The organism is Clostridium sp. AF22-10 (genome assembly GCF_003478725.1).
GTDB classification, from domain to species: domain Bacteria; phylum Bacillota; class Clostridia; order Lachnospirales; family Lachnospiraceae; genus Otoolea; species Otoolea fessa.
The window spans coordinates 1-26402 of the sequence record NZ_QUFZ01000016.1 but is presented as its reverse complement, the minus strand read 5'-3'; the positions used below and the strand labels follow the sequence as shown (position 1 = coordinate 26402).

The following is a 26402-nucleotide window of genomic DNA, read 5'->3' as shown; positions in this document are numbered from 1 at the left end:
CTCCGGACTCCGGGAAAGGATTTTCGGAATGGATCTTGGAAACCCGAAGAATACAATCGAAGTAATACAGAAATACAATTTTGCCTTCCAGAAAAAATTCGGTCAGAATTTTCTGATTGATACGCACGTGCTGGACAAGATTATCTCAGCGGCGGGCATGACCAAGGAGGACACCGTCCTGGAAGTCGGTCCTGGCATCGGTACGATGACACAGCGCCTTTCACAGGCGGCAGGACAGGTCATCGCCGTGGAGATCGACACAAATCTGATTCCGATCTTAAAAGATACGCTTCAGGACTGCGAAAATGTAACTGTTATCAATGAAGATATTTTAAAGATTGACATAAAAAAAATGGCGGAAGAAAAAGGCGGCGGACGTCCGGTTAAGGTCGTGGCGAACCTGCCGTACTATATCACGACCCCGATCATCATGGGGCTGTTTGAGAGCGGCGCGCCGATCGACAATATTACGGTTATGGTGCAGAAAGAGGTCGCAGACCGGATGCAGGTTGGTCCGGGCTCGAAGGATTACGGCGCCCTGTCGCTGGCAGTTCAGTATTATGCCGAGCCATACATCGTGGCAAATGTGCCGCCGAACTGTTTCATTCCGCGTCCGAATGTCGGCTCAGCGGTCATCCGTCTGACCCGCCATGCGAAGCCGCCGGTAGAGGTAAAGGATAAAGATTTAATGTTCCGTCTCATCCGCGCGTCCTTCAACCAGCGCCGGAAAACCCTGCAGAACGGGCTTTCCAACGCGCAGGATCTCTCCTTTAGCAAGGAAGAGATCGCAGCCGCAATCGAGTCGCTGGGACTTTCCCCGTCCGTGCGCGGCGAGACGCTGACGCTGGCGCAGTTTGCAGCGCTTTCGGATGTGCTTGGGAAATAGAAATTGGATAAGAGAAATATAAAAAAGTCCCATCCTTATGCAGATTCAAATCTGAAAGGATGGGACTTTTTGAATTTTTTGCTTTTTTAAAATTATTCCGACAATAAAATCCGGTCATTATCCAGCGCGTGGCCTGCGCCGGTCTTGAAGCGGGCGATCAGATCCTCGACAGTCATGGAAGCGCGCTCTGCGCCGCCGACGTCGAGCACGATATTTCCGTTTGCCATCATGAGCGTGCGGTTTCCGAGCTCCAGAGCCTGGTTCATATTGTGGGTGATCATCAGGCAGGTGATTTTCTCCTCAGCAACGATATTTTTCGTCAGCTCCAGTACTTTTTCAGCTGTTCCCGGATCGAGGGCGGCAGTGTGCTCATCGAGCAGCAGAAGCTTCGGCGTGATGAGGGTTGCCATGAGCAGGGTGAGCGCCTGGCGCTGACCGCCGGAGAGAAGTCCGACCGGCTGGGTCATCCGGTCTTCAAGCCCCATATTTAAGAGGGAGAGGCGTTCGCGGAACGCATCCTTATCTTTCTTGGAAATGCGGGAAAATGGCGATTTCCCCTTTGCGGTCCGCAGATAGGCGAGGGCAAGATTTTCTTCGATCGTCATGCCCGGCGCCGTTCCCTTTAACGGGTCCTGGAAGAGGCGGCCGACCATCAGGCTGCGCTTGTGCTCCGGCATATAGGTGATGTCCTCGCCGTCCAGCTCGATAAAGCCGTCATCGACGTAGAAGCTGCCGGCAATCGCATTGAACAGGGTCGATTTTCCGGCGCCGTTGGAACCGATGATTGTCACGAAATCGCCGTGATCCAGATGCAGGGACAGCCCGGAGAGCGCCTGTTTGGCGTTGACAGTTTCCGGATTAAAGGTTTTTGATATCGACTGAATATTTAACATGCTCCGTGTCCTCCCTTCCGGCGTGCCGCTGCATTTTTACGTGTCTGGAATGCCGCCCATTTCCGGATCGTCGGAAATGCGATTGCCAGCGCTACGATCACAGCGGTGACCAGTTTCAGCCCCTGTACAGGCATGATTTTTGTATACAGGACGATAGCGTAGATAAAACGGTAAATAATCGAACCGATGACGGTGGCGATGACACCTCTTGCTACGCCGCGGCGTCCGAGGACGGTTTCACCGATGATCAGGCAGGCAAGACCGATCACGACGATACCCGTGCCGCCGTTGATGTCGGCGGTATTCTGGTACTGACCGACCATTGCGCCGGAGAGTGCGGTCAGCGCATTGGCGATGCATAAGCCGACTGTAATGGTAAATGTCGGGTTGATCGAGGAGGCGCGCACCATGTCAATGTTGTTGCCGGTTGCCCGGATGGAGAGTCCCAGACGGGTACCGAGAAAATAGACGAGCAGTGCGCCCGCAAGCACAGTTACGCAGATTGCCAGAAGTGCTTCATACCAGTCACCCCCGATACCGGTTTTCTGAAGCAGGGAAAAGATGGTCTCTGTCTTTAAAAGACTCACATTGGCACTCCAGCCCATTACCATCAGATTGATGGTGTAGAGTCCCATATTGGTGATGATACCGGCGAGAATGGACGGCACGCCGAGACGGGTCTGCTGAAATGCGGTGACAAATCCGGCGCAGATGCCTGCAAGCATGGCAGCCGGAACCGCGAGAAATGGATGCCCTGCCGCAGCCATTGTGACGGATACCGCCGTGCCGAGGACGAAACAGCCGTCCGTCGTCATATCCGCGATGTCCAGTATGCGGAAACTCAAGAACAGCGCCATCGGCACCAGCGCATACAGAAATCCCAGTTCCAGAGCGGTTTGTAAAATATGAAGCATGGGAAATTACCTCCGTAGAATGATCGGTACTCCCAGGGCGTTCATGAGGCAGATGCGCCAGCCGCGTGGTAAGCGGGGGATGCGGCTGGCGTCTGGTCTGTCTTACGGCTCTGAGAGTACATGAAAGTCAGTCAAATGAAAATCAAAGTGCTGCCGGATGAGGGTGTATTAGTCCTCGGTGGTCCTAACCTCTACAACATCGCCAAAATCTTTGAATACAGCTGTGTCGATATTCAGGCTTTTGCAGTCTCGGTATTTACGGTTACGATGCCGCCTTCTGCGGTGTAGTAGTCTTCCATGCCGTCCATGCCTTCGGTGATTGCCTGATAAGCAAGGTCAGCGGTCTGTGTACCAAGAGCCGTGTAGTTGACGCCGCAGGTGGCAAATGCGCCATTGCGGACGAAGGAATCAGCGCCGGCATAGTGCGGGATGCCTGCATCGGCCAGATCCTTGAAGATAGCCAGCTCAGCTGCCATGATGACATTGTCGGTAGGAGTGAAGACAGCGTCTACTTTGTCAGCAACCAGGGAGGAGGCAGCGGTAATTACTTCGTCGTTGGTATTTGCAGTCTGCTCGGTGTAGGAGATGCCTTTTTCGTCTAAGTATGCCTTTGCATCCGCGATCGGTTTGGTTGAGTTTGCCTCGGATAAGGAATATAAAAGCCCCACATTTTTAACATCTGGGTTTGCGGCAAAAATCATATCCATGATTTTCTCGGTGTTCAGCGCATCGCTGGTACCGGTTACATAGTCGATGCCGGTCAGCTCAGCGGCTTCCGGATCGGAAACAGCGGCGTAGACAACCGGTGTCTGGGTCTGCTGTGCGGATACGGTCGCTACCTGTGCAGCCAGGGTTGCAATCGGGATGATGGCATCAACGCCGTCAGCAACCGCCTGATCACCAATCTGCTTTAAGGTCGTCTGGTCATTCTGGCCGGAGTACAGTTCGTAGTGAATGGTTACATTGTTATCCTCGGCGATTTTATCTAACTCTGCCTCGACTGCATTTGCAATCTCATCAAGGGAAGCGTGGTCGAGCTGTTTGACAATCGCTACATTATAAATTTCTTTGTCCGCGGAAGCTTCCTGAGAGGTTTCGGCGGTGGTGTCTGCTTCGGAAGCGTTGCTGGATGTGCTGGAAGAGCATCCTGCGGTTGTCAGTGTCAGGGCTGCGGTGCATCCAAGTGCAAATAATTTTTTCAGATTCTTTTTCATAGTCATTTTCTCCATTCTTTATTCTTATTTTGATATTTGTTTTGGATGGCAGATGTATCAGTCTGCCTTGCCGGAGCAGAGTAAAGAATGTGTCTGGAAAGAAGATTCTCTTTGGTTTGGCGCCGCGCGCCGTGATGAAAGATTTTACTGAGAATGTTTCCAGAAACTAAAAAACGCCTCTGTCCCCATACATGGGACAAAAGCGTAAACTTCTGCGATACCACCCAAATTGACATTTGTGAAAATGTCCACTCGCTTACACGTACCATCATACGTGCCCCGATGGATAACGGGTGGGGTCCCGTCAGCCCCTACTGAAACAATCGTTCAAGGCTGCCCTCGGAAGTCCATTCACTGACGGTAAGGCGTTCCGTTTCCACCATCCGGAACTCTCTGTGGCGATACATAGGTCAGATACTCCTCTTCCTCATCGGTTTATCTGTGTTCTTCGTTACATGCATTATAAACACACCCAAAAGGATTTGTCAACCATCAAAATCAAAAAGATGCAGGAAAATGAAAAAGAGTCGGTTTTTCCATTGTTTACGGAAAATTTGGAGATGAAGATGTGGACGCTGGCTGTGCGGCAGGAACAGCAAGTTGAAAAAGTTTTTGAAAAAATTTAGAAAAGTAGAAAAAAATAGTTGACATTTAAAAGACTCTCTAGTATAATAACTCATGTCGCTGAACAAGAGCGAACATGAGAATCACAGGATTCCTCAGGATGCCCAGATAGCTCAGTTGGTAGAGCAGAGGACTGAAAATCCTCGTGTCACTGGTTCGATTCCGGTTCTGGGCATTACAATTTCATAATTTATCATGCGGGTGTAGTTCAATGGTAGAACACCAGCCTTCCAAGCTGGATACGTGGGTTCGATTCCCATCACCCGCTTTTTTGTTGTTTAAAATTAAGAAAGCCCCCAGAGTTGCCGCTCTGGGGGCTTTCTTGTTTCATAGGAAATTACGTCCTATGAAACAAAAAACGCTCCGCGAGGATGTGCACTCGCGCGAAGCAGGAACATGTCGCAAGCGACCGCGCGAGACGCCCGGATGTGCCAAGGCACATTCTTTTTTATCAGATGCTATAAAAAACCAGAAAATATACCGCCATCAGGACTGCTAGAAATCCCGCATTTGCAATCGTGAACCAGCGGAAGTAGATTCCTTTTTTCTCTGGGCAGGAGCGGACGATATATTTGTAAGAAATAAGACTCGCCATGGATGCGATCAGGGTGCCGAGACCGCCGAGGTTAGTTCCGATCAGAAGGGAAACTCCTTTTTCGGTAAATCCGGACAACAGGATGGCGGCCGGAACGTTGCTGATTACCTGGCTGGCCAGAACGGAGACTATCACTTCGTGTCCCGTGATCATACTGGAAAGCAGGGAGCTTACCGCAGGAATGTGTTTCAGATTCCCGATGAAGATGAAGAATCCGATAAAAGTCAGGATGAGAGAGTAATCCACCTGACAGAAGATCTTCGGGTCTGCCAGACAGCCAATCGCCAGAATGCAGATAAACAGGATTGGAAGCGGCAGAAGACCGGCTACGGTGCAAAGGCACAGGAAAAACATTCCCAGACAGCAGAAAAGGCAGCGTTTAGGAAAGGTCTCATCGGAGGTGTATCTCTACCGGCTGTATCTAGTGAGATAGTCTCCCTTGGTGTAAACATTGTGACGAGCAGCAGCAAAACCAATGAAAGCAGCGAAAATGGACCGATGCTCCGGATAAATGTATCAAGTGAAAGCTCAAAGTGGGAATACAGATACAGGTTCTGGGGATTCCCCACCGGAGTTGTCATGCTGCCGAGATTGGCTGCCAGTGTCTGGCAGACGACAACCGGAACGATCCGGTCTTTGCGGTTTACCATCCGCAGTAGTTCCAGAGCAAATGGAACGAAGGTAATTAAGGCCACATCGTTGGTGATCAGCATGCTGGAAAAGAAACACAGAAGAATCAGAAGCTGTTCCAGCTGCCTGAGTGAATGGATTCGAAGCAGCAGTAATTCCCCGAGCTGTCGAAAGAAACCGATGTTTTGGAGGCCTGTGGTTGCTGTCATCAGGCCAAAGAGCAGGATCAGTGTGTGCAGATCCAGATATTTCAGGTATCCGGCGGACGGTGGTATGATAAACATGGAAAGGACAGCCAGAGCCAGGGCGATGGTTAAAACGGTATCCTTTTTGAGAAAAGAACTTACTTTTTGTATCATGGTAAAATACTCCCTTGAAAAGAAAAAGTGTAACTGTGACCAGTAACGAAAATAGCGGAAACCCTCATGAAAATGAAAAGGTTTCCGCTATAAAATAAAGAGAGCGCGAGACGGGACTCGAACCCGCGGCCTCGACCTTGGCAAGGTCGCGCTCCACCAACTGAGCCACTCGCGCATTTCTGAAGCATCGCTTCAACGAGTTATATAATATCATAGGTCGGTTGATTTGGCAAGCGTTTTTTTAAAAAAATCAAAAAATATAGAAAATTCATTACTGTTCACGGGTAGGCACGTTTGAAACCGGGAGAACCGTATGAAAACGATCAAGTTCCATATTTTCCACTGGATGTGTTCCCGCGGTCTGCACAAACCCGATGATCTGTCCGGACAGGAGTACCGTGAGGATGGAATATACCATGCGGTTTAACGGAATGTAGCTCAGTGAAAGCACCAGTACAGCAAAATCGGACAGGAGGTAGATCCACTGGATTTTGATGTGCGTCACGTGGGAAAGGCTCATCGCAAGCGCATCGTCCCCGCCCGGGGCACCGCCGATCCGCACGCAGAGCCCGGCACCGACGCCGACGAAGACCGCGCCGAGCAGGGATGCGGTAAGCGGCATATCGGCAAGCTGCGGCCACAGGGGCGGAAACTGCTCACAGATCCGGTAAGACAGGGAGAAGCTGGCGCTGGAAAGAATGGAGTAGGCGATGAACTGCCGCCCCAGAAGTTTCCATCCCATCGCGTAGCAGGCGAGGTTCATGATGAAGCCGGACACGGATGGGGAGATATGGAACCAGTGATCAAGCAGAAGCGTCATTCCTAAGACACCGCCCTCGGTGACACCGGAAAAGGAATGGACATGGTACAGGCCAAATGCCAGAAATGCACTTCCAAACAGTGCAATCAGGCAGGATTTTAGTTTTAAATCGAGGGAATGGAATAATTTCAGCAAAATAACAGGCTCCTTACAAATGATAGTGTTGTTAATGGTTTCTCTATTTTAGTATGGAAACAAATTTGTGTCAAGAATAGACAAAAATGTGGGATGTGCGTATACTGGAAGATAGGAAGACGGAAAGGGGAATGAAAACATGGTAGAAAATCATCCGGACATCCGGAAGCAGGAATACCGCGGAATTGCTTGCCTGGTGCTGTCTGCGTTCTGTTTTGCGCTGATGAGTATGTTTGTACATTTGGCGGGCGATCTGCCGTCGATGCAGAAGAGTTTTTTTCGCAATCTTGTGGCGGCGCTGGCAGCGGTTGTTTTGCTTTTGCGGGCGGGAGAGCCGTTTCGTATCCGCAGGGAAAATCTGCCGTATTTTCTGATGCGGTCAATTTTCGGCACGATGGGAGTGCTGTGTAACTTTTATGCGGTGGATCATCTGGTGCTGGCGGACGCATCGATTCTAAATAAAATGTCGCCGTTTTTTACAGTGCTGTTCAGCTGGCTGATCTTAAAGGAAAAAGTTATGCCAATTCAGCTTTCGCTGATCTTCGGTGCGTTTCTCGGCAGTATATTCGTGGTAAAGCCGACATTCTCCAATCTGGCACTTGTGCCGTCGCTGCTGGGCTTTTTCGGCGGCATCTGCGCGGGCGCGGCGTACACGATGGTGCGGAAACTGGGAGAGGCAGGAGAAAAGGGACCGGTGATCGTGCTGTTTTTCTCGGTATTTTCCTGTGTGGTTGTGCTGCCGTGGCTGATTTTTGACTATCATCCGATGACCTGGCAGCAGATGGGGATCCTGCTTTTGGCGGGCTGCGCGGCGGCGGGCGGACAGTTTGCGATCACGGCGGCATACCGCTATGCCCCGGCGAGCCGTATTTCCATCTACGATTATTCGCAGCTGATCTTCTCGACGATGCTCGGTTTCTTTATCTTCGGGCAGGTGCCGGACGGCTGGAGTTTCCTCGGATATGGAATTATCTGCCTGATGGCAATTTTCATGTTTGTATATAATAACCGGAAAAGAAAGAATACTCAAAAGCAGGCACTTTTGGAATCGAAAGAGCCGTCAGATGTAATAAAAATGTAAGGGAAAGTATCCGCCGATATGGTTTACAAGCGATGCCAAATTATATATACTGAAGATAAAGTCGGAGTGGTTTTCGTGTCCAGAAACGTGAATTTCAGGAACAAAAGCTGGGTTGCCGACACAGTTCGAAAATGGGTTATAGATAGGGCAGAAAGTTATATAGGGAAATACGACATAAGCCCGGCAGCAGACAGGAGGAAACAGGGATGAAAAAATTAGCAACCGCACTTGTGAGTGCAGCAGCCATTATGACGATGTCAACAACCGCATTTGCAGCCGAAAATCCGGCGGAGGTATTTGACCGGGTGATGGAGAAGAACAATACGATTCAGTCCGCGGAGATTCAGAGCGGCGTCCATTCGGTCATACTTGCAAAGGATGTCATTCCGGACGGTCAGATGAAAGTTGATATGGCGATGCATGCAGAGATGGATATGCAGGATACCACCGATCTCAAGTACCTGGCACAGGTCGCTTCCTCGATTCTGGGACAGGACAGCTATTCACAGGTTTTTTATACGGACGGCTACTATTACGTAGATGCCAACGGTGTCAAACTGAAATACCCGATGCCATTAGAGCAGATCATATCCTCCGTCCAGACCGGAGTCAACACCAGCAATATGGAATCCAGCTATATGAAGGGCATTTCCTTAAACGAGGTCAATGGAAAACGTGTGCTGGCATATGAGGCAAATCCAAAGAAGCTAAACAAGAACGTCAAAGAAGCCCTCGGAACCGTGATGAACACACTCGGCACCGATGTCAATCTGGACATGAACATCCAGGAAATGAAAGGCGCTTACGTGCTGGATGACAACGATTACATTATCTATATGACAAACTATATCGTATACAACATGGAAGTCCTCGACCAGCCAATGACCTGCATTACTCTGATGGAGACCGAAGTCCAGAACCCGGGCGAGCCGGTCGTAGTGACCCTTCCATCCACGGATGGCTATGAAGACTTAATTGGTTTATACGATGGAGTCATTGAAAGCGAAGTAGAATAAAAAAACAGACAAAAACAAAAATAGACAATCAAAAGCCAGCGTTCCAATTATCGATTGTACGCATCCCACGCCAGCTGTCCGGCTGGGGCGGACATTTTTGTCCGATCCAGACGAACAGATGTAGCGAAAGCAAGCGAACAATGATAATTGGAGACGCAGGCGGCGCAGATTCCCGGACGCCTCTTTCCGCATCACGACAATCAATCAATCTATCTATTACTGCATCTCATCCTCAATCATCCGATATCCAATCCCGATCTCCGTAAACACATACTGCGGTTCCGCCGGATTCTGCTCCAGTTTCCTTCGAATATGTGCCATATTTACGCGCAGAATACTGTTATCATCGTCCGCATAGGGACCCCAGATATTCGAAATAATCGTATCATACGTCATGACTCTGCCGGAATTCTGCGCCAGCAGGGAGATAATCTTAAACTCGATCTGCGTCAGATGGACATCCCTTCCATCAACCGATACCAGATGTTTTTCAAAATCGATCGTCAGTCCCTTTGCATGGAATGGGCGCTTATAAAGCGGAGAAGCTGTGTTTAAGCGGTTGCTGTGGCGCAGGGCAGTCCGGATGCGCGCGAGAAGCTCGGAGGTGCCGATCGGCTTGGTCAGATAATCATCCGCGCCGAGGTCGAGCGCACGTACCTTTTCCTGTTCCTGCGTGCGGGCGGAGAGGACGATGATCGGGACGCTGGACCAGGTGCGGACCTGGCGGATGATCTCCATGCCGTCCATGTCTGGAAGCCCCAGGTCGAGGAGAATCAGATCCGGGCACTGGGACGTGATGATCGGAAGAGCTTCTTTTCCCGTGTGTGCGGTGGAAATGCGGTAATCCTGTGCGGACAGGGAAGTGGAGATGAAGTCGCAGATGTTTTTTTCATCTTCTACTAATAAAATAGAAAGTTTATGTGTCATGTTATTTGTCCTCCTTTGGAAGGGTAAAGTAAAATTCGGCACCGTGCGTGTGGTTGATTGCCTTGATTTCGCCGCCGTGGGCGAGAATGATCGTTTTACAGATGGAAAGCCCGATTCCCATGCCCTTTCGTCCATCCGGCGAAGTGCTGGTCGTGGAAGAAGAGCCGTCAAAGATGGTTGCCAGCTTCTCCGGCGGGATGCCGACGCCGTAATCGCGCACGTGGAAAATCGCATAGTCGGAAAGTGATTCCACATAGCACTCGATCGGCTCGGTGCTTTCAGCATGGACAACGGCATTTTCCAGCAGGTTGATGAGAACCTGTTCGATGAGGACGGCGTCCATCGGGACCATCAGGAATTCCTCCGGCACGCGCACATGGATATTGGCGTCTGGAAGTCTCTTTTTTAAGCGGATCATCGCCTCGGAGAGAACTTCCTCGACTGGTTCCGAGGTCTTAGTTACCTTTGCCGTCTCATTGTTGATACGCGTGACGGAGAGCAGGTTTTCAACCATGTTTAAGAGCCAGTTGGAATCCTCAAGAATATGGCGCACCAGCGCATTTTTCTCAACCTCCGGGAGGCTGCTGCCATTTTCCAGATATACGGTACTGGAACCGATGATGCTGGTAAGCGGGGTGCGGAGGTCATGGGAGATTGCCCGCAGCAGGTTCGCCCGCATCTTTTCTTTTTCCGCTTCCATCAGCATCTTTTCACGTTCTGCCAGCACGCGCGCCTGTGTTTTCATGTTGCTTGTGATGGCGCTTGTAATGCTGGAAATTGAAAACATTGCCACGAAGGTAATCGGATAGCCGGCCATCGTGAAATCCAGCGCGAAATACGGATACGTGAACAGAAAATTGACGCAGACAACGCCGACAAAGGAGGAGAACAGGCCGAAGCTGTATCCGTCTGTAAAACGCGCTACCAAAAAGACCGCCAGAATGTAGGTTAGCGCGATGTTGGCAGTCGGATTTTTGAGCGCATGAAAAAAGCAGAACGCGATGATCGTGGCGGTACCCATGAAAAACAGGGTAAGTCCCCAGCTCTGTATGTATGTCGGAAGCGCACAGAATTTTTCAACGATCGGGCGGGTCCGGAACCAATTTTTTAAGGCGTCAATTTTGTGTGGATGTGTTTTGCCACCATTGGAAATGCTGGTGTCCGGAGAGTTGGGTTCGGCTGAACCTTGAAGGCTGCTGGCTGATTCTGTTTTCAGGAAAGTTTCATTGGAAGTTCCAGAAACAGAAGATTTACTTGAATGTTTCATTTAAATAAAGAAAGTCTCCTTTCAAAAAATTCATATGGATGCTTCTATTATACAATGTTTCTTCTGAAAAATAGAGAGGAAGACTGTTAAAAAGTTGAAAAAATCGTGAAAATTTGGGATAAAAACAGTAACACAATTATTGAGAATCTGGCTGGATAAGGGTGATTTCATTGCATTTTCAGCGTCAGTGTGTTAAACTCCAAACAGTCTCCCGATTGAGGGAAGCAGGCTGACCCGCCTGTTAGAGAGTGACAAACGGGCTGCCGGAGTGCAGGGCGAAAGGAATGAAAATAAGATGAAAAAATTAGGAAGAAATGATCTGTGCTGGTGTGGAAGTGGAAAGAAGTACAAACATTGCCATGAGGCATTTGATGAGAAGCTGATGGAGGCGGCGGATGCCGGACACCAGATTCCGGATCACGACATGATCAAGACCCCGGAGCAGATCGAGGGGATCCGCGAGAGCTGCAAGATCAATGTGGCAGTTCTGGATTATGTGGCTGAGCATATCAAGGCTGGCGTCACAACCGAGGAGATCGATCAGTGGGTATATAATGAGACGACCCGCATGGGCGGAATCCCGGCGCCGCTTGGCTATGAAGGATTCCCGAAGAGCGTGTGCACATCCATCAATGCTCAGGTCTGCCACGGCATTCCGTCAGCAGATGTCGTATTAAAGGATGGCGATATCATCAACGTGGATGTTTCGACCATTTATCACGGCTATTATGCGGATTCTTCCCGTATGTTCTGCATCGGAAATGTCAGCCCGGAACATAAAAAACTGGTGGATGTTGTCAAAGAGTGCGTGGAATTAGGTCTGGAGCAGGTAAAACCGTGGGGCTTCATGGGCGATATGGCGGAAGCGGTCCAGAAGCATGCGGAAGAAAATGGCTATTCTGTGGTTCGTGAGATCGGCGGTCACGGCGTTGGCATCGAGTTCCATGAGGACCCGTGGGTTGGATATATTGGTCAGAGAGGCACCGGCATGATGTTTGCACCGGGCATGATGTTCACGATCGAGCCGATGATCAACGAGGGAACCGAGGAAGTATTCGTGGACGGCGATGACGACTGGAGTGTATACACGAAGGATGGAAAAGCATCCGCCCAGTGGGAGATTCAGGTGCTGGTAACCGAGGATGGCCATGAGGTGCTTTCCTGGTAGTTTGCAGAGTACATAAAAAGAGACGGCGTCAAACCGTCTCTTTTTTGTACCCAAGGTGGGTGTTCTTCACAGCCGAAGGGGGATAAAAGACTGCGAAGAAATATCTATATAAAGGAAATTGTTGTTAGTCGAGCCAGATAACGATTGCGCGCATCTTGTAGTGTCATCTGCCTCATTGATGTTATGCCATTATAATACTGGATAATTGTGTCCATATTTTGACCAATATCTAAAATAAATCTAAACGAGTATTACATAATTCGAAACTTTTTCGGAACTGTTTATGAGGCTGGCGCGCTTGAATTTTTCTTGTCGATTTCTTGGATGGGGTATATAATAAATCTGGTGATTAAAGGGGTGCGGTCTGACTGGATAGAAACCGCGTCCAGAACAAAGCAATTAAGAAGAAAGTGGCAGGAATTATATGGAAAATTTTTTATTTGCACTTAATACAGTCCTTCCGTTTCTGCTCTATATCGCATTTGGATATGGAGTCAGGATGTCGGGGCTGGCGGATGAGGATTTTATGAAGCGCCTGAATAAAGTGATCTTTCAGGCATTCTTTCCGATTCTGATGTTTAACAACCTGTATTCCATTCCGGAGGGAATGACATTAAATCTGCGTCTGGTGGCAGTCGCCATTATCAGCGTGCTGCTTTTGCAGGCGGTTCTGCTTGCTGTGGTTCCGCGTCTGGTAAAGGAAAATGAGCGGCGCGGCGTTATCATCCAGGCGATTTACCGCAGCAATTTCGTCCTGTTCGGCATTCCGCTGGCAACCAGCGTGTTCGGTGAGGAGGGAACACTGCTGGCGACGATGATGGTGGCGATCGTGATTCCGGTCTACAACATAACGGCGGTCGTGATTCTGGAATTGTTCCGGGGCGGCAAGGTCCCGGTTTCTGTTTTGATTAAGAATATCCTGAAAAATCCGATGATCCGCGGCGCGCTCCTGGGCTTTATCTTCCATATGTTAGGGATTAAACTTCCGGTTTCCGTGGAAGGACCGATCAAGCAGTTTGCCAATCTGACAACGCCGCTGGCACTGTTCGTACTGGGCGGAACGCTGCATTTCAATGCGATCGGCGGCAATCTGAAATATGTGGTTCCGTCGATGACCGTCAAGATGGTGATCCTGCCGGCAGTGATTCTGGCGGTTGCGACGCTGCTCGGCTTTTCCGGTGTGGAACGTTTTGTTTACTTTGAAATGTACGCGACTCCGGTTGCGACGGCGTCCTATGCGATGGCGCAGAACATGGGCGGCGACGGCGAGCTGGCGGGACAGTTTGTCGTGTTGAGCACGGTCGCCTCGGTTGTGACGATCTTTTTGTGGGTCTATTTCCTTAATTCGATCGGGTGGCTCGCATAAAAATAAATATATAATAGGGGACTGCCAGACAGTGGTTTGTGGAAGAGCAACAATTGTCTGGCAGCTTTTTTTGTGGAAACAAACACTGTTTTTCATGAGAACCGAAATTTTTTTTCATAAATTAAGATGTATGTATAATCTTTTCAAAATTAAAACATTTAATAGACAAAACTGATTGAAAAAGTTATAATAGTATACAAATGCGAGAAAACTTATTTATTTTCCATGTGCTTTTGATGCTTCGAATCAGCGAATTGTATGGAATGGGAGGATGTGAAACATAATAAGGATATTGCATTATTGTTGAAAAAAATTAGGGGAAAAGGTGGTGGTTCAATGATCAAGGAGACGATCCAGGCGGTCGAGGACGCAGAGGCGAAGGCATCGGAACTGGTCGCGCAGGCTTCGGAGGATGCACGCCGCGTTAAAGCGGAGGCGGAGGCAGAAGCGGATCGAATGCTCGCAGATGCACAGAAAAGGGGGAAAGAAGCAGCTGTGAAGCAGGAAGAAGAACTGACTCTCAGAGGGGAGGAGTACGTAAAACAGGCACTGGCAGAAGCCGAGGCGGAGTGTCAGACGCTCAGAGAGACGGCGGACAGACGGAAACCGGAGGTGGTTGACCGGCTCATAGCGGAACTGGTCTAGTGAATGGAGGGATGTAGATATGGCAGTATTGCAGATGCAAAAGCTATGTATCTGTGCCCTGAAGAAGGACCGTAAGTCCCTGATGGAGTTTCTGCAGGCTGCCGGAGTGATGGAGCTCTCTGCGGAGGCGGAGCCGGACGAGGTATTTAAGCGGACGGACACGCTGGAGGATCGGCAGAAGTTTGAGCGAAATGCGGCGACGGCGGATCGCGCATTGGAAGTGCTTGCCGCGGTGGTTCCGGAGGAAACATCGAGCTTGCTGGGCTTGCCGGAAAGCCGCTTGCAAAGGCAGGCGCGTACCGGGAGACGGAGGCGAACGCAGAGGCGCTTTTAGGTCAGGCGGAACGCATTTTGAACCTGCAAAAGCAGATCACGGAGGAAAAGACTGCGGCGCTTAGACTGCTGGCGGAGGCGGAAAGCCTGAAACCGTGGCAGAAGCTGGAGATTCCACTTGCGTATCAGGAGACGAAACGGTGTGCTATCTTAGCTGGCGCGGTCGGCGGAGGCGCTTATACGCAGGAAGAAATTTACGCTTCGGTGGCAAAACAGGAGCCGCAGCTTGAAAAATGGGAGCTGGAGGTTGTCGGAAGCGATGCCGACCAGACCTGCATTGCGGTAATTTGCCTGAAAGAGGACGAGGAGAAGCTGGAGACAGCACTCCGGTCGATTGGATTTGCCCGTCCGGCGCGTCCGGTGGAGGAAGTTCCGGCAGCTTACGCTAAGAAACTCAAAGCGCAGGCGGCAGAGCATGAGGGACGCGCGGCAGCGACGGAAGAAGAACTGAAACAGTGCGCTCCGGCGAGGGAAGATTTGAAATTGTTATCCGACTATTACCGCCTGAGGGCACAGAAGTATGAGGCGCTCGGCGAGATCTTACAGTCGGAAAAAACGTGTATGATCACGGGATTTATCCCGAAGCGCGATGCGAAAGGACTGGAGGAGAAGCTGAATAGCCGGTTTGAACTTGCAGTGGAAAGTTCGGATGTGCCGGAGGATGAGGAAGCACCGGTGCTTCTCTCCAACGGAACCTTCGCGGCGTCGGCGGAGGGCGTGACCGCGTCCTTTGGCTTACCGGCGAAGGGGGAGATGGACCCGACCGGCATCATGGCAGCGTGCTATGTATTTTTGTTTGGTCTGATGCTTTCAGATGCGGCATACGGATTTATTGTATTTTTGATGTGCTTCCTGGCACTTAAGAAATTTCCAAGGATGGAAGAAAACCTGCGGAAATCACTGCGGCTCTTTATGTACTGCGGACTTTCGACCCTGTTCTGGGGCGTCATGTTCGGCGGTTATTTCGGAGATGCGGTGGACATCGTGAGCCGGACGTATTTTGGACATACGGTGACGATACCGGCGCTCTGGTTTGTCCCGCTAAATGACCCGATGAAGCTTTTGGTTTATTCGATGTTATTTGGCGTGATTCACTTATTCCTGGGGCTGGGACTGAAAGGATATATGCTCTTAAAGGATGGCAAGGTTGTGGATTTTATCTGCGACGTGGTACTCTGGTACCTCCTGCTTCTGGGGCTGATCCTGATGCTGCTTCCGACGGAACTGTTTGGTTCCATCGCGCAGATGAATATCGTATTCCCGCCGGTGCTTAATTCGCTGGCAAAGGGAATGGCGATCGTGGGCGCGCTGGGAATTCTGGTGATGTCGGCGCGCGACAAGAAGAATCCGATCCTGCGGCTGGCGCTTGGCGCATATGATTTGTATAATATTACCGGATGGGTGTCGGATGTGCTTTCCTATTCGCGCCTTCTGGCGCTCGGACTGGCAACCGGCGTTATCGCATCGGTTATCAACCAGATGGGAAGTATGGTTGGAAATAATGTATTTGGCGTTATTGTATTTATACTGGTATTCTGCTTCGGACACCTGTTTAACCTGGCGATCAACCTGCTCGGCGCGTATGTGCATACCTGCCGTCTGCAGTACGTCGAGTTTTTCGGAAAGTTCTATGAGGGTGGCGGAAAGGCGTTCCGTCCGTTTAAGCAGATAACAAAATACGTGGAAATCAAGGAGGATTAAATATGAGCGGAATTGTATTTGCATTGTTGGGAGTTGCAGTGGCGGTTATTCTTGCAGGTATGGGTTCAGCCTACGGCGTAGGCGTGGCAGGTCAGGCAGCAGCCGGAGTCGTAACCGAGGATCCGGATAAATTCGCGAAGGTGCTTCTGCTCCAGCTGCTTCCGGGTACCCAGGGTATCTACGGTCTGCTGGTTGGTTTCATCGCTCTTTCTAAGATTGGTCTTCTTGGCGGCGGCGCTGACATGAGCATGTCGATCTCCCAGGGACTCTTATATCTGGCAGCATGCCTTCCGATCGGCGTGGTTGGCCTGGTATCGGCGAGACATCAGGGAAGAACGTCGGTTGCTTCCATCGGTATCGTAGCGAAGAAACCGGAACAGTTTGGTAAAGCGATGCTGTTCCCGGCGATGGTTGAGACCTATGCGATTCTGGCACTTCTGGTTTCGATTCTGGCAATCAATGCACTGTAATCTGGCACGGCGGAAAGAATCAAAATCAGTTAAGGAGTGAAGCGTATGAATGGATTAGATAAGATTATTGCTCAGATCCTTGACGATGCAAAGCAGGAATCGCTTGCGATTCAGGAAAAAGCAGCCGGTGAAGCGGAGACGACCCTTGCGGCAGCCGGTGAAAAGGTAAAAAAGCTGGAGGAAGAGCAGGCGAAATCGGCGGCGCAGCGTGAAAAAAGCTATGAGGAACGGCTTCGTTCTTCGGCGGCGCTAAAGAAGCGCCAGGCGATCCTTGCGGCAAAGCAGGCGATCATCGAGGAAATGCTTGCGGCGGCACACAGGGAGCTGCTGGCAAAGCCGGATGAGGCGTATTTTGCATGGATGGAGCAGCTTCTTTCCCGGTTCGTGACGGATCGGGCAGGAGAAATCTATGTTTCAAAACGTGATTTAGAGCGGATGCCGGATGATTTTCCGGCAAAGATAGAGAAGGCGGCGCAGGAAAAAGGCGGAAGCTGGTACTGAAAAAAGAACCGAGGGAGATCGACGGGGGCTTTGTTCTGGTGTACGGCGGCGTCGAGGAAAATTGTTCTGCCGGGGCGTTGTTTGCGTCGCAGCGGGATGAGCTGGCGGACAAGGTACATGCGATGCTGTTTGGATAACGGCGGGAGAAGGTAAGGAGGGCTTATATGTCTGATACAAAATATGCCTACGCGGTCGCGGATCCGGGCACTGGAAAATGGGCTTTTTTCCTCCGCACAGATTGAACAGCTGCTGTCCGTAAAAAGCTACGAGGGGGCGCTGCGTTTCCTGACCGAACACGGCTGGGGGGATGCAGATACACCGCTCAGCGCGGAGGCGATCCTGACCCGGGAGAAGACGAAAACCTGGGAGACGGTCCGCGACCTTTTGAAGGGCGACGACGCGATCCTGGCAGTGCTTTCCTACGGGGATCTCTACCACAATTTAAAGGCGGCGATCAAGGATGCGGCGGCGCCGGGCAGCCACGGCAATGTCTATTTTGACGACTGCGAGGTGGACGGCGTGCGGATGGCGAAGATCGTGGCGGAGAAGGACTGGCAGGCGCTTCCGGCACATATGCGGGAGGCGGCGAAGGAAGCCAGCGAGACATTTCTGCACACGAGCGACGGGCAGCTCTGCGATATCATCGTTGACCGGGCGGCGCTCGCAGCTATCTATGAGTGCGGAAAGAATGCGTCCGACGCGATCATCCGCGATTATGCCGAGACGACGGTCGCGGTGGCGGATATCAAGATAGCGGTGCGATCCCAGAAGACAGGAAAACATCTGGATTTTATGCGGCGCGCGATGACACCGTGCGATAGCTTGAATATCGAGCGCCTGTCACAGGCAGCTCTTGGCGGCGCCGGCGCGATCTGCGAGTATCTGGAAGGAACCCGCTATGCGGGCGGCGCGCAGGCATTAAAGGAATCGCCGTCGGCGTTTGAGCGGTGGTGTGACAATCAGTTGATCGAGACGATCAAGCCGCAGAAATACAACCCGTTTACGGCGGGACCGCTGGTTGCCTATGTGCTGGCGAAGGAAAATGAGATTAAAACGGTCCGTATCATCCTGACCGCCCGTCTGAACGGTCTTGAGGAGGAACAGATTCGAGAAAGGATAAGGGAGATGTATGTATAAGGTTGCAGTAGTCGGAGATTACGACAGCATCTACGGATTTGCGGCGCTGGGACTGGAGACATTTCCGGTGTCCGATGTAAAAGAGACGGAGAAAGTATTTCTGGAACTGGCTTCTGGTTCCTACGCGGTGATCTATATCACCGAGGCGGCGGCTGCCGGGATTGAGACAGCCATCGACGCTACCGGGAACAGCCGCTTCCGTCCGTGATCCTGATTCCGGGGATTTCCGGGAATACGGGAAAAGGCGTGGAGTCGGTCAAGCATTCGGTGGAACAGGCAGTTGGATCGGATATTCTGTTTGGAGATGCATGATAGAAAGGTGGGTGAAACCTTCCAATGAGCAAAGGAACGATAAAGAAGGTAGCAGGACCGCTGGTTATCGCCAGCGGGATGCGGGATGCCAATATGTTTGACGTCGTCCGCGTTAGCGACGAACGTCTGATTGGCGAGATCATAGAGATTCACGGAGATGAAGCGTCGATTCAGGTATATGAGGAGACTTCCGGTTTAGGACCTGGCGAGCCGGTAGAGTCGATGGATGTGCCGCTTTCGGTTGAACTGGGACCGGGACTCCTGACGAGTATCTACGATGGAATCCAGCGGCCGCTGGACGATATCATGAAGGAGACGGGCAGCAACAACTTAAAGCGCGGCGTTGAGGTTCCGTCTTTAAAGCGTGATAAGAAATGGCAGTTTGTGCCGACCGTGAAAGCGGGCGACAGCGTGGAAGCAGGCGACATCATCGGTACCGTGCAGGAGACGCTGATCATTGAGCATAAGATTATGGTGCCGTATGGTGTAAAAGGTACCGTCAAAGAGATCAAGAGCGGTGAATTTACGGTGGAGGAAACTGTAGCGGTCATTGAGACGGAAAACGGCGAAAAAGAGCTTACAATGATGCAGAAATGGCCGGTTCGGCGCGGACGTCCGTACCAGACGAAGCTGCCGCCGGTAAAACCGCTGATCACCGGACAGCGTGTCGTTGACGCATTCTTCCCGATCGCCAAGGGCGGCGTGGCAGCCGTGCCGGGACCGTTCGGAAGCGGCAAGACCGTCATCCAGCACCAGCTGGCGAAATGGGCGGAAGCGGACATTGTTGTTTACATCGGCTGCGGTGAGCGCGGCAACGAGATGACGGATGTTTTAAATGAGTTTCCGGAGTTAAAGGATCCAAAGACCGGGCACTCCCTGATGCAGCGGACCGTGCTGATTGCCAATACTTCGGATATGCCGGTAGCAGCCCGCGAGGCATCAATTTACACGGGTATTACGATCGCAGAGTATTTCCGCGACATGGGTTATTCGGTGGCACTGATGGCGGATTCCACCTCCCGATGGGCGGAGGCGCTGCGAGAGATGTCGGGCCGTCTGGAAGAGATGCCAGGCGAGGAAGGTTATCCGGCCTACTTAGGAAGCCGTCTGGCACAGTTCTATGAGCGTGCAGGTCATGTCATCTGCCTTGGCAGGGACGGACGCGAGGGCGCCCTGTCCGCAATCGGAGCCGTATCCCCGCCAGGCGGCGATATTTCCGAGCCGGTTTCCCAGGCGACGCTGCGTATCGTCAAGGTATTCTGGGGACTCGATTCAGCGCTGGCATACAAGCGCCATTTCCCGGCGATCAACTGGCTGACCAGCTATTCCCTGTATGTGGACAATCTGGGAAAATGGTTTGATGAGAATGTATCGGATGAGTGGATGAGCTGCCGCCAGGGTCTTATGAGCCTTCTGCAGGAAGAGGCAGAGCTGGAGGAGATCGTAAAGATGGTCGGCATGGATGCATTGTCCCCGATCGACCGCCTGAAAATGGAAGCGGCGCGCTCGATCCGTGAGGATTTCCTGCATCAGAACTCCTTCCATGAGATTGACACGTATACACCATTGCAGAAACAGTTCCGCATGATGAAGCTGGTGCTGGCGTTCTATGAGCAGTCGAAGAAAGCGCTGGAAGGCGGCGCTTCCATCCAGAATCTCATCAAGATGCCGGTGCGCGAGCAGATCGGACGTTTTAAATATACGAAAGCAGAAGACGTGGAGAAAGAGTATCAGGCGGTCCTCGATGAACTTGCGAAAGAGGTTGCCGATGCGGCTGGAAAGGGGGCATTCTAAATGCCGAAAGAATATAGAACCATACAGGAGGTTGCAGGTCCTCTGATGCTGGTGCAGGGCGTGGAAAATGTTACCTATGACGAGTTGGGTGAGATCGAGCTGGCGAGCGGCGAAAAGAGACGCTGCAAGGTGCTGGAGATCGACGGCGGCAATGCGCTGGTACAGCTTTTTGAGAGTTCCACGGGTATCAACCTTTCAAATAGTAAGGTGCGTTTTTTAGGCAGAACGATGGAACTTGGCGTATCGGAGGATATGCTGGGACGCGTCTTTGACGGTCTGGGCAATCCAATCGACGGCGGTCCGGAGATCCTGCCGGAGGAACGCCGCGATATCAATGGTCTGCCGATGAACCCGGCGGCGAGAAGCTATCCGCAGGAGTTTATCCAGACGGGTGTTTCCGCGATCGATGGTCTGAATACACTGGTTCGCGGTCAGAAATTGCCGATTTTCTCGGCGTCCGGTCTGCCGCATGCGAATCTGGCAGCCCAGATTGCGAGACAGGCGAAGGTGCGCGGCACGGACGAACCGTTTGCCGTTGTCTTCGCGGCGATGGGTATCACCTTTGAGGAAGCGCATTTCTTTACCGAGAGCTTTAAGGAGACGGGCGCGATCGACCGTACCGTCCTGTTTATCAACCTGGCAAACGATCCGGCGGTTGAGCGTATCGCGACCCCGCGTATGGCGCTGACGGCTGCCGAGTATCTGGCATTTGAGAAAAATATGCACGTTCTCGTTATCCTGACGGATATCACAAACTACGCGGATGCGCTGCGAGAGATTTCGGCTGCCCGCAAGGAAGTTCCGGGACGTCGTGGTTATCCGGGTTATATGTACACGGATCTTGCATCCCTGTATGAGAGAGCCGGACGCCAGAGAGGCAAGAATGGTTCGATCACGATGATTCCGATCTTAACCATGCCGGAGGATGACAAGACGCACCCGATTCCGGACTTAACCGGATATATTACCGAGGGACAGATTATCTTAAGCCGTGATCTGTACCGCAAGGGCATCACACCGCCGATTGACGTACTTCCGTCGCTGTCCCGTCTGAAAGATAAGGGAATTGGCGAGGGCAAGACGCGTGCCGACCATTCGAACACCTTAAACCAGCTCTTTGCGGCGTATGCGCGCGGCAAGGAAGCGAAGGAACTCATGGTGATCCTGGGCGAGGCGGCATTGTCCGATGTTGACTTAATCTATGCGAAATTTGCGGACGCCTTTGAAAAAGAATATGTTTCCCAGGGCTACAATACGGACCGCGATATCGAGGAGACGCTGCGGATTGGCTGGAAACTGCTTTCCATCCTGCCGAGAAGCGAGCTGAAACGTATCGATGAGAAGTATCTGGATCTGTATTATGGGAAAGAGTAAAAATGCCTGTGCATGGCGGATGCGCTTGAAAACGAAAGCGGCGTGTCATAACGCGGCTGCGGGAGCTGGCGGATCTGTTGTGACAAAGTGATTGCAGGAGAGAGGTGGTACGCATGGCATCGACACAGGTCAACCCGACCCGAATGGAGCTTACGAGGCTGAAAAAGAAGCTGGCGACAGCCACGCGGGGACATAAACTGCTGAAGGATAAGCGGGATGAGCTGATGCGCAGTTCCTGGATCTGGTCCGGGAAATATGGCGCTGCGCCAGAAAGTGGAGGCGGGTATCCGGAGTGCGAATGTGAATTTCGTCATCGCCAAAGCCGGGATGTCCGAGCAGGCGTTAAATACCGCGCTTGCCGCGCCGAAACAGGCGGTTTATCTGGAAGCAGACAAGAAAAATGTAATGAGCGTCGATATTCCGGTGTTCCATTATAAGACCCGGACGGCGGATGAGAACGATATTTACTCGTATGGATTTGCGTTTACTTCGAGCGATCTGGACGGGGCAGTCAAGTCGCTGGCGGACATTCTGCCGGATATGCTGCGGCTGTCCGAGACAGAGAAAGCCTGCCAGCTCATGGCTGCCGAGATCGAGAAAACGCGCCGGAGAGTCAATGCGCTGGAACACGTAATTATTCCGGAGGCGCGCAAAAATATCAAATATATTACGATGAAGCTGGATGAAAATGAGAGAAGCACGCAGATCCGCCTGATGAAGGTGAAGGATATGATGCTGGAGGAGAAGCATCATTATAAGGAGAAGCGGGAGCTTTGTTCGTGATGATGAAAATGCCTCTTCTGGCGGCTTTAGGGCTGTCAGGGGAGGCTTTTTGCACATAGTTGTGAAAATGACGGGACGAGCCCACGAGGTTCGAACCGCCCTTTCGATATACCTTTGTTCGCTTGCTTTCACTACAGATGTTCGCCCATGACGGACTGCGTCCGCCCTGTTCGGACACCTGTGTTCAAGATGCGTACAAAGATATATGAAAGGCGGTTCGGACCTCGCGGGCTCGTCCCTGTGTATTGGAAAAATAAAAGAGACAGAAAAAAGTAAAGTATTTATTGGAAATATTTGGTAGAATAGGAGGAAATGAGGGGAGGAATTTTGCATGGCAAAGCAGGTACAGAGGGCGATCGGCTGGGTGGCAGCATTTCTTTTGGCGGTGGGGATGTTGTTCCTGCCGGTTTCGAAGGCGTATGCGGGTCCGGTATCGGGCGGCAGTCCTGGAAGTGGAGAGATGAGAGGTGTCTGGGTTTCGTATCTGGACTGGAATGGATGGGCGAAGGATGAGGCTGGTTATAAGAAAGCGATGGATCAGACACTGGATCTCTGTGTACAGAAGGGGTTAAATGCGGTTTTCCTACAGGTTCGCCCGGATGGAGATGCGATGTATCCGTCACAGTATTTCCCGTGGTCGAAATTTGCCTCTGGAAAACAGGGAAAGAATCCGGGCTATGATCCGCTGGCATATGCGGTGCAGGCGGCGCATCAGCGGGGCTTGCAGCTTCATGCGTGGATCAATCCGTACCGGATCACGGGGTATCTGAACCGTTATTCGGATCTGTGTGCGTCAAATCCGGCGATCGCGTGGGCGAAGGACGGGGACAGTTCGAATGACCGGTGGGTATTGTGCCAGAATGGTGAGTATTATTACAATCCGGCGATTCCGCAGGTGCGCCAGCTGATTATTGACGGTGTGAAAGAGATCGTGACGAATTATGAGGTGGACGGCATCCATTTTGATGATTATTTCTATCCGAATCTCGATGACAGCAAGGCGGAAACATGGTTTGATTATCCAGAGTACCAGGCGGGCGGCACATCGCTGAGTGTGGCGGCGTGGAGACGGAATAATGTCAATGAGCTGGTAAGGGGCGTTTATAGTGCGGTCAAGTCGATCCGTCCGCAGGCATTGTTCGGTATCAGCCCGGAGGGATATTTACAGAACCTCCGAAAAGATACCCGCCAGTTTACAGATGTGGATGCGTGGATGACCCAGAGCGGCTATGTGGATTACCTGATGCCGCAGATTTACTGGGGATTTGAGGCGAAGCAGAACGGCCAGGCAGCGGGCTATGCGTTTGCAAACTGCCTGAATGAGTGGGTGACGCTGAAAAAGAAGGGCAATGTGAAGCTGTATGTCGGTCTGGCGCTCTATAAGACCGGAACAGATGCAGTGGACGGCAACGAGGTGCCGGAGTGGCAGCGGTATCATGATATCATGAAGCGCGAGGTGCAGGCTGGACGGGCAACCGGACAGGTGAGCGGTTACTGCTTCTATGATTTATCGTCCCTGACGCGTGCGGCGGCAGCGGAGGAAGTGGCGAATGTGACGGCGCTGTTCCATTAAGTGCTCCCAGATAGTTACTGTTCACGCATACGTGCCCAGTAACGGAATTTGCCGTGGCTTCGCATTTAAATACGGCAAATTCCTGCTGCCACCACGTTTTCTTACGGCACTTTCAGTTCCAAAAGTGCCTACCCGTGAACGGTAACCATGATACCTTGTTGGGGAAATGGAAACCCCTGTGGATGATTGCAACCACAGGGGTTCTGTGCTATACTGGACATACGATTGCAGTAAAAATGTTGTTGTTTACATAATGTTCAGATGGCAGCAAATATACAGACGAGGAGAGGGAAGATGAAAAAAACAGCACTTGTCATTATGGCAGCCGGAATCGGAAGCCGTTTTGGCGGAGGGATCAAACAGCTGGAGCCAGTGGGTCCGAATGGGGAGATCATTATGGATTACTCTATCCATGACGCGCTGGAAGCTGGATTTGACCGGATTATCTTTGTGATCCGTCATGATTTGGAGGAGGACTTCAAAGAAGTGATCGGGAACCGGATTGAGAAGATTGCGCCGGTGACATACGCATTCCAGGAGCTTTCGGATGTACCGGAGGGATTCAGTGTCCCGGCAGACCGGAAAAAACCGTGGGGAACTGGACAGGCGATTTTGAGCATCCGCGGACTGGTCGAAGAGCCATTCCTGGTGATCAATGCGGATGATTATTATGGAAAAGAAGTGTTCCGAAAGATTCATACATACATGGTGGAACAGATGGACGTGAACGCACCGGTGTATGATATCTGCATGGGCGGCTTTATTCTGGCAAATACGCTCAGCGAGAACGGCGGCGTGACACGCGGCGTCTGTGAGGTGGGCGAGGGAGAGATTTTAAAACGCGTAACCGAAACCTACAATATCCAGAAGACAGCGGACGGCATGACGGCGACGGACAAAGAGGGGAATCCGGTTTCGGTTCAGGAGAACCAGCATGTATCGATGAATATGTGGGGACTCACACCGGGCTTTGTGGAGGAGCTGGAAAAAGGATTTCCAGAGTTTCTTGCGGGGCTGAAAGAGGGCGACGTGAAGTCGGAGTACCTGCTTCCGACGATCATCGATCAGATGATCCACGACGGGCGCGCAAGGGTGAAACTTCTGGAGACGCACGACTGCTGGTTTGGTGTGACCTACCGTGAGGATAAGGAGAGCGTGACGGAGTCGATCCGGGCGCTGATCCGTGAGGGCGTGTACCCGGAAAAACTGTTTTGATAATTTGAGGAACAGTTGATTCGGCTGTGCAGAGGATAACGTGAAAAACGGTACGTGAGAATAACATGATACGCATAAATCCTGCATAGGATACCATGTAAGCCTTGAATTAAGGGGGAATGGCAGTCCGATGCAGGATTTTGCATATTTTAAGAGTCTTTATCCGGCTGCATGTAAGCAGATGCAGCTTTGCGTGGAAGCGGTCTGTGATGAGCTGGAGTATGAGGGGAGTCCCATCTATGATGAATATCCGGATCGGATCTTTCTGGAAAAACTGACAAAACGGGCACTGGAAAAATGGCAGAAGGTTTATCCGGCTGCAACGGAAAGGACGGATACACTGACGACCTATATAAAGGCGGCGGACGTGGGCACCGTATCCACAGAAGAAGGAACGGCGATGGTGGAAAATTCCCTGAAAATAGATTCTCCTGGTGGAGAAAGAGAAGAGAATCTGGCGGGAACCAGCATACAGCCGCATCTTCCTGGAAATGATGTATGGTATGGACCACTTCGGGGCGAACAGAAGGGCGGAAACGCTGGATATATGGTGTGGGAGGCGGATGAGCCGAATCTGACCGCGCAGGAGCGCCGTCCATGGAGTCCGCCGCCGGGACCGCGCCCGGGAGGACCGGGAAATCCGTGGGGACCGCCGCCCCCGCCGCCGGG

23 protein-coding genes, 3 tRNA genes, 3 pseudogenes and 1 other annotated feature are annotated in these 26402 nt (G+C 51.5%); of the genes and pseudogenes, 20 read left to right on the top strand and 9 right to left on the bottom strand.

The window, feature by feature from the left end:
* Positions 1-28 precede the first annotated feature (28 nt).
* Positions 29-886 carry a 16S rRNA (adenine(1518)-N(6)/adenine(1519)-N(6))-dimethyltransferase RsmA gene (gene rsmA / locus DWX91_RS11700; RefSeq protein ID WP_118522242.1) on the top strand — a complete coding sequence of 286 codons (858 nt, stop codon included), beginning with the start codon at positions 29-31 and terminating at the stop codon, positions 884-886.
* A gap of 92 nt (positions 887-978) precedes the next feature.
* On the opposite strand, the gene DWX91_RS11695 is transcribed toward rsmA, so the two are convergent.
* From DWX91_RS11695 to DWX91_RS11685, 3 genes are all read right to left on the bottom strand, one after another.
* Positions 979-1779, bottom strand: coding sequence for an ABC transporter ATP-binding protein (locus DWX91_RS11695; RefSeq protein WP_118538951.1), 801 nt, complete (start codon positions 1777-1779; stop codon positions 979-981).
* A complete protein-coding gene (locus DWX91_RS11690; protein ID WP_022358461.1) occupies positions 1773-2693 on the bottom strand; it encodes an ABC transporter permease in 921 nt (306 codons plus the stop codon). Before DWX91_RS11690 ends, DWX91_RS11695 begins: the two co-directional genes overlap by 7 nt.
* 233 nt (positions 2694-2926) lie before the next feature.
* Positions 2927-3907 (bottom strand): ABC transporter substrate-binding protein, encoded by a 981-nt coding sequence (locus tag DWX91_RS11685; RefSeq protein WP_243022419.1) that lies wholly within the window; start codon positions 3905-3907, stop codon positions 2927-2929.
* Positions 3908-4096: 189 nt separating this feature from the next.
* Positions 4097-4347, bottom strand: a binding site (T-box leader).
* Positions 4348-4633: 286 nt separating this feature from the next.
* Between DWX91_RS11685 and DWX91_RS11680 the strand changes: the two genes are divergently transcribed.
* Positions 4634-4706, top strand: a tRNA-Phe gene (locus tag DWX91_RS11680).
* Positions 4707-4728: 22 nt separating this feature from the next.
* Positions 4729-4799 (top strand) — tRNA-Gly (locus DWX91_RS11675).
* Positions 4800-4982: 183 nt separating this feature from the next.
* On the opposite strand, the gene DWX91_RS17510 is transcribed toward DWX91_RS11675, so the two are convergent.
* The 4 genes from DWX91_RS17510 to DWX91_RS11660 form a co-directional block, all read right to left on the bottom strand.
* Positions 4983-5480, bottom strand: coding sequence for a hypothetical protein (locus tag DWX91_RS17510; RefSeq protein ID WP_243034065.1), 498 nt, complete (start codon positions 5478-5480; stop codon positions 4983-4985).
* Positions 5453-6115, bottom strand: coding sequence for an SLC13 family permease (locus DWX91_RS17505; RefSeq protein WP_243034064.1), 663 nt, complete (start codon positions 6113-6115; stop codon positions 5453-5455). The genes DWX91_RS17510 and DWX91_RS17505 overlap by 28 nt, the downstream gene beginning before the upstream one ends.
* Before the next feature lie 102 nt (positions 6116-6217).
* Positions 6218-6290 (bottom strand) — tRNA-Gly (locus DWX91_RS11665).
* 96 nt (positions 6291-6386) lie between these two features.
* Positions 6387-7070 (bottom strand): YitT family protein, encoded by a 684-nt coding sequence (locus DWX91_RS11660; RefSeq protein ID WP_243099038.1) that lies wholly within the window; start codon positions 7068-7070, stop codon positions 6387-6389.
* A 139-nt stretch (positions 7071-7209) separates the two neighbouring features.
* Between DWX91_RS11660 and DWX91_RS11655 the strand changes: the two genes are divergently transcribed.
* Together DWX91_RS11655 and DWX91_RS11645 are read left to right on the top strand one after the other, a co-directional pair.
* Positions 7210-8151 carry a DMT family transporter gene (locus tag DWX91_RS11655; protein WP_118471582.1) on the top strand — a complete coding sequence of 314 codons (942 nt, stop codon included), beginning with the start codon at positions 7210-7212 and terminating at the stop codon, positions 8149-8151.
* A 206-nt stretch (positions 8152-8357) separates the two neighbouring features.
* Entirely contained in the window at positions 8358-9167 is an 810-nt protein-coding gene (locus DWX91_RS11645; protein ID WP_107000835.1) for a hypothetical protein, read from the top strand.
* 216 nt (positions 9168-9383) lie between these two features.
* Here the strand turns inward: DWX91_RS11645 and DWX91_RS11640 are convergent, their stop codons facing one another.
* Positions 9384-10094, bottom strand: coding sequence for a response regulator (locus DWX91_RS11640; RefSeq protein ID WP_118471578.1), 711 nt, complete (start codon positions 10092-10094; stop codon positions 9384-9386).
* A gap of 1 nt (position 10095) precedes the next feature.
* Complete coding sequence (locus DWX91_RS11635; protein WP_118471576.1) at positions 10096-11361, bottom strand: DUF4118 domain-containing protein; 1266 nt, start codon at positions 11359-11361, stop codon at positions 10096-10098.
* A 295-nt stretch (positions 11362-11656) separates the two neighbouring features.
* Between DWX91_RS11635 and DWX91_RS11630 the strand changes: the two genes are divergently transcribed.
* From DWX91_RS11630 to DWX91_RS16675, 15 genes and pseudogenes are all read left to right on the top strand, one after another.
* Positions 11657-12529: a methionyl aminopeptidase gene (locus DWX91_RS11630; RefSeq protein ID WP_118471574.1), complete on the top strand. Its 873-nt coding sequence runs from the start codon at positions 11657-11659 to the stop codon at positions 12527-12529.
* 424 nt (positions 12530-12953) lie between these two features.
* Positions 12954-13895: an AEC family transporter gene (locus tag DWX91_RS11625; RefSeq protein WP_118471572.1), complete on the top strand. Its 942-nt coding sequence runs from the start codon at positions 12954-12956 to the stop codon at positions 13893-13895.
* A 273-nt stretch (positions 13896-14168) separates the two neighbouring features.
* The gene (locus DWX91_RS11620) at positions 14169-14540 is read left to right on the top strand and encodes a hypothetical protein (protein WP_147354401.1); all 372 of its coding nucleotides are present in this window, start codon (positions 14169-14171) and stop codon (positions 14538-14540) included.
* Between the two features lie 19 nt (positions 14541-14559).
* The gene (locus tag DWX91_RS18190) at positions 14560-14874 is read left to right on the top strand and encodes a hypothetical protein (protein WP_412693899.1); all 315 of its coding nucleotides are present in this window, start codon (positions 14560-14562) and stop codon (positions 14872-14874) included.
* Positions 14875-14891: 17 nt separating this feature from the next.
* On the top strand, positions 14892-16574 hold the full coding sequence (locus tag DWX91_RS11615; protein ID WP_412693898.1) for a V-type ATP synthase subunit I: 1683 nt from the start codon (positions 14892-14894) through the stop codon (positions 16572-16574).
* Positions 16575-16576: 2 nt separating this feature from the next.
* Positions 16577-17044: a V-type ATP synthase subunit K gene (locus tag DWX91_RS11610; RefSeq protein ID WP_022358667.1), complete on the top strand. Its 468-nt coding sequence runs from the start codon at positions 16577-16579 to the stop codon at positions 17042-17044.
* Between the two features lie 45 nt (positions 17045-17089).
* Complete coding sequence (locus tag DWX91_RS11605; RefSeq protein WP_243024481.1) at positions 17090-17545, top strand: V-type ATP synthase subunit E; 456 nt, start codon at positions 17090-17092, stop codon at positions 17543-17545.
* Positions 17546-17725: 180 nt separating this feature from the next.
* Complete coding sequence (locus DWX91_RS11600) at positions 17726-18682, top strand: V-type ATPase subunit (RefSeq protein ID WP_412693897.1); 957 nt, start codon at positions 17726-17728, stop codon at positions 18680-18682.
* A pseudogene (locus DWX91_RS11595) lies at positions 18675-18994 on the top strand (V-type ATP synthase subunit F). Before DWX91_RS11600 ends, DWX91_RS11595 begins: the two are co-directional and overlap by 8 nt.
* A gap of 24 nt (positions 18995-19018) precedes the next feature.
* A complete protein-coding gene (locus DWX91_RS11590) occupies positions 19019-20788 on the top strand; it encodes a V-type ATP synthase subunit A (protein ID WP_107000825.1) in 1770 nt (589 codons plus the stop codon).
* The gene (locus tag DWX91_RS11585; protein WP_022358662.1) at positions 20789-22162 is read left to right on the top strand and encodes a V-type ATP synthase subunit B; all 1374 of its coding nucleotides are present in this window, start codon (positions 20789-20791) and stop codon (positions 22160-22162) included.
* A 113-nt stretch (positions 22163-22275) separates the two neighbouring features.
* Positions 22276-22945, top strand: a pseudogene (locus tag DWX91_RS11580) (V-type ATP synthase subunit D).
* A 331-nt stretch (positions 22946-23276) separates the two neighbouring features.
* Positions 23277-24518, top strand: coding sequence for a glycoside hydrolase family 10 protein (locus DWX91_RS11575; RefSeq protein ID WP_117796524.1), 1242 nt, complete (start codon positions 23277-23279; stop codon positions 24516-24518).
* 294 nt (positions 24519-24812) lie between these two features.
* The gene (locus DWX91_RS11570) at positions 24813-25733 is read left to right on the top strand and encodes a nucleotidyltransferase family protein (RefSeq protein WP_022358659.1); all 921 of its coding nucleotides are present in this window, start codon (positions 24813-24815) and stop codon (positions 25731-25733) included.
* A gap of 130 nt (positions 25734-25863) precedes the next feature.
* Positions 25864-26402: pseudogene (locus DWX91_RS16675) on the top strand (hypothetical protein); the annotation flags it as partial.

Excerpts from the sequence above, each read along its gene's own strand:
- rsmA (WP_118522242.1), top strand. The coding sequence starts at position 29 with ATGGATCTTGGAAACCCGAAGAATACAATCGAAGTAATACAGAAATAC.
- DWX91_RS11695 (WP_118538951.1), bottom strand. The coding sequence starts at position 1,779 with ATGTTAAATATTCAGTCGATATCAAAAACCTTTAATCCGGAAACTGTC.
- DWX91_RS11690 (WP_022358461.1), bottom strand. The coding sequence starts at position 2,693 with ATGCTTCATATTTTACAAACCGCTCTGGAACTGGGATTTCTGTATGCG.
- DWX91_RS11685 (WP_243022419.1), bottom strand. The coding sequence starts at position 3,907 with ATGAAAAAGAATCTGAAAAAATTATTTGCACTTGGATGCACCGCAGCC.
- DWX91_RS17510 (WP_243034065.1), bottom strand. The coding sequence starts at position 5,480 with ATGTTTTTCCTGTGCCTTTGCACCGTAGCCGGTCTTCTGCCGCTTCCA.
- DWX91_RS17505 (WP_243034064.1), bottom strand. The coding sequence starts at position 6,115 with ATGATACAAAAAGTAAGTTCTTTTCTCAAAAAGGATACCGTTTTAACC.
- DWX91_RS11655 (WP_118471582.1), top strand. The coding sequence starts at position 7,210 with ATGGTAGAAAATCATCCGGACATCCGGAAGCAGGAATACCGCGGAATT.
- DWX91_RS11645 (WP_107000835.1), top strand. The coding sequence starts at position 8,358 with ATGAAAAAATTAGCAACCGCACTTGTGAGTGCAGCAGCCATTATGACG.
- DWX91_RS11640 (WP_118471578.1), bottom strand. The coding sequence starts at position 10,094 with ATGACACATAAACTTTCTATTTTATTAGTAGAAGATGAAAAAAACATC.
- DWX91_RS11635 (WP_118471576.1), bottom strand. The coding sequence starts at position 11,361 with ATGAAACATTCAAGTAAATCTTCTGTTTCTGGAACTTCCAATGAAACT.
- DWX91_RS11630 (WP_118471574.1), top strand. The coding sequence starts at position 11,657 with ATGAAAAAATTAGGAAGAAATGATCTGTGCTGGTGTGGAAGTGGAAAG.
- DWX91_RS11625 (WP_118471572.1), top strand. The coding sequence starts at position 12,954 with ATGGAAAATTTTTTATTTGCACTTAATACAGTCCTTCCGTTTCTGCTC.
- DWX91_RS18190 (WP_412693899.1), top strand. The coding sequence starts at position 14,560 with ATGGCAGTATTGCAGATGCAAAAGCTATGTATCTGTGCCCTGAAGAAG.
- DWX91_RS11610 (WP_022358667.1), top strand. The coding sequence starts at position 16,577 with ATGAGCGGAATTGTATTTGCATTGTTGGGAGTTGCAGTGGCGGTTATT.
- DWX91_RS11605 (WP_243024481.1), top strand. The coding sequence starts at position 17,090 with ATGAATGGATTAGATAAGATTATTGCTCAGATCCTTGACGATGCAAAG.
- DWX91_RS11600 (WP_412693897.1), top strand. The coding sequence starts at position 17,726 with ATGCCTACGCGGTCGCGGATCCGGGCACTGGAAAATGGGCTTTTTTCC.
- DWX91_RS11590 (WP_107000825.1), top strand. The coding sequence starts at position 19,019 with ATGAGCAAAGGAACGATAAAGAAGGTAGCAGGACCGCTGGTTATCGCC.
- DWX91_RS11585 (WP_022358662.1), top strand. The coding sequence starts at position 20,789 with ATGCCGAAAGAATATAGAACCATACAGGAGGTTGCAGGTCCTCTGATG.
- DWX91_RS11575 (WP_117796524.1), top strand. The coding sequence starts at position 23,277 with ATGGCAAAGCAGGTACAGAGGGCGATCGGCTGGGTGGCAGCATTTCTT.
- DWX91_RS11570 (WP_022358659.1), top strand. The coding sequence starts at position 24,813 with ATGAAAAAAACAGCACTTGTCATTATGGCAGCCGGAATCGGAAGCCGT.